Source organism: Microtetraspora sp. NBRC 13810, assembly GCF_030268685.1.
GTDB lineage: Bacteria > Actinomycetota > Actinomycetes > Streptosporangiales > Streptosporangiaceae > BSRQ01.
In genome coordinates this window covers 1-1,726 of the sequence record NZ_BSRQ01000051.1, presented here as the reverse complement: position 1 = coordinate 1,726, position 1,726 = coordinate 1, and the positions used below count along the sequence as shown (strand labels likewise).

The window sequence follows — 1,726 nt, the reverse complement described above, 5'->3', positions numbered from 1 at the left end:
CAGACAAAAATTGTCCGGCGGTGACCTACTCTCCCACACCGTCCCCAGTGCAGTACCATCGGCGCTGGAAGGCTTAACTTCCGGGTTCGGAATGTAACCGGGTGTTTCCCCACCGCTACAACCGCCGAAACCCCATGAAACACACAACCAAAAACAGGTTGCTGTCTCAGAATCACACAGTGGACGCGAGCAAAAAACCTTGTGGTCAAGTCCTCGGCCTATTAGTACCGGTCAGCTCCACACGTTACCGCGCTTCCACCTCCGGCCTATCAACCCGATCATCAACCGGGAGCCTTACCCAATCACTTGGAGGGAGACCTCATCTCAAGGCGAGCTTCCCGCTTAGATGCTTTCAGCGGTTATCCCTTCCGAACGTAGCCAACCAGCCATGCACCTGGCGATACAACTGGCACACCAGAGGTTCGTCCGTCCCGGTCCTCTCGTACTAGGGACAGCCCCTTTCAAGTCTCCTACGCGCACAGCGGATAGGGACCGAACTGTCTCGCGACGTTCTAAACCCAGCTCGCGTACCGCTTTAATGGGCGAACAGCCCAACCCTTGGGACCTACTCCAGCCCCAGGATGCGACGAGCCGACATCGAGGTGCCAAACCATCCCGTCGATATGGACTCTTGGGGAAGATCAGCCTGTTATCCCCGGGGTACCTTTTAGCCGTTGAGCGACACCGCTTCCACAAGCCGATGCCGGATCACTAGTCCCAGCTTTCGCTCCTGCTCGACCCGTCGGTCTCACAGTCAAGCTCCCTTGTGCACTTACACTCAACACCTGATTGCCAACCAGGCTGAGGGAACCTTTGGGCGCCTCCGTTACCCTTTAGGAGGCAACCGCCCCAGTTAAACTACCCACCAGACACTGTCCCCGATCCGGATCACGGACCAGAGTTAGACATCCAAAACGACCAGAGTGGTATTTCACCAATGACTCCACCCACACTAGCGTGAAGGCTTCACAGTCTCCCACCTATCCTACACAAGCCGTCCCAAACACCAATGTCAAGCTATAGTGAAGGTCCCGGGGTCTTTCCGTCCTGCTGCGCGTAACGAGCATCTTTACTCGTAATGCAATTTCGCCGGGTCTGCGGTTGAGACAGCGGGGAAGTCGTTACGCCATTCGTGCAGGTCGGAACTTACCCGACAAGGAATTTCGCTACCTTAGGATGGTTATAGTTACCACCGCCGTTTACCGGCGCTTAAGTTCTCAGCTTCGCCATCCGAAGACGACTAACCGGTCCCCTTAACGTTCCGGCACCGGGCAGGCGTCAGTCCGTATACATCGTCTTACGACTTCGCACGGACCTGTGTTTTTAGTAAACAGTCGCTTCCCCCTGGCCACTGCGACCCCCACCAGCTCAAGGAGCACGTCCCATCACCAGCAGAGGCCCCCCTTCTCCCGAAGTTACGGGGGCAATTTGCCGAGTTCCTTAACCACAGTTCACCCGATCGCCTTAGTATTCTCTACCTGACCACCTGAGTCGGTTTAGGGTACGGGCCGCCGCAACACTCACTAGAGGCTTTTCTCGGCAGCATAGGATCATCCACTTCGCCACAATCGGCTCGGCATCACACCTCAGGCACGTGGAGTACGGATTTGCCTATACTCCGCCCTACATGCTTACCCCAGGAACAACCATCGCCTGGGCTGGACTACCTTCCTGCGTCACCCCATCGCTTACCTACTACCCCATCGGACCGAGCGTTCACCCTGAC

The 1,726-nt window shown here is 56.5% G+C and carries 2 rRNA genes; both read right to left on the bottom strand.

The features are described 5' to 3' along the window. Positions 1 to 12: 12 nt before the first annotated feature. Positions 13 to 129: ribosomal RNA gene (gene rrf / locus QSK26_RS41385) — 5S ribosomal RNA — on the bottom strand. Between the two features lie 72 nt (positions 130 to 201). Continuing rightward, positions 202 to 1,726 (bottom strand): 23S ribosomal RNA (locus QSK26_RS41380); the annotation flags it as partial.